The 588-nt window shown below is 51.5% G+C and carries 2 tRNA genes; both read right to left on the reverse strand.

Annotation, left to right across the window (positions count from 1 at the left end):
* Positions 1-260 precede the first annotated feature (260 nt).
* Positions 261-336, reverse strand: a tRNA-Ala gene (locus C1Y41_RS19740).
* A gap of 139 nt (positions 337-475) precedes the next feature.
* Positions 476-552, reverse strand: a tRNA-Ile gene (locus C1Y41_RS19745).
* Between the last annotated feature and the right edge of the window lie 36 nt (positions 553-588).

The raw sequence follows: 588 nt of genomic DNA on the forward strand, positions 1-588 counted from the left end.
GATTAGCACGTCCTTCATCGCCTCTGACTGCCAGGGCATCCACCGTGTACGCTTGGTCGCTTAACCTCACAACCCACAGGCGTTTTGAACGCTGTGAATCGCGATAATCTTGAGACCCGGCCGCATCATGCCTCGTTCTTATTACGGAGAACGAATACGACGCGGTCGTTTCAAATTTTCAGCTTGTTCCGGATTGTTAAAGAGCAATAACTTCGCAATGCGCCCTGAGGTGCATTCTGAAGTATTTTTCAGTACTGTAATGGTGGAGCTAAGCGGGATCGAACCGCTGACCTCCTGCGTGCAAGGCAGGCGCTCTCCCAGCTGAGCTATAGCCCCATACAGTCACTGCAGAGACCATCTACTACCACTCAACTTCTCTCCAGGGAGAAACGTTGATTTGGCTCAGGCAAGGCGTGTTTCCGCGAAGCATAGTGAACTATGCGAGCCGGAGACATAACGCAGCATGAGACAAATCTGGTAGGCCTGAGTGGACTTGAACCACCGACCTCACCCTTATCAGGGGTGCGCTCTAACCACCTGAGCTACAAGCCTGTAGAGGTTTTTCTGCTCGTTACTTTCTATCAGACA

The sequence above is a fragment of the Pantoea sp. ICBG 1758 genome, assembly GCF_002928325.1.
GTDB classification, from domain to species: domain Bacteria; phylum Pseudomonadota; class Gammaproteobacteria; order Enterobacterales; family Enterobacteriaceae; genus Pantoea; species Pantoea eucrina.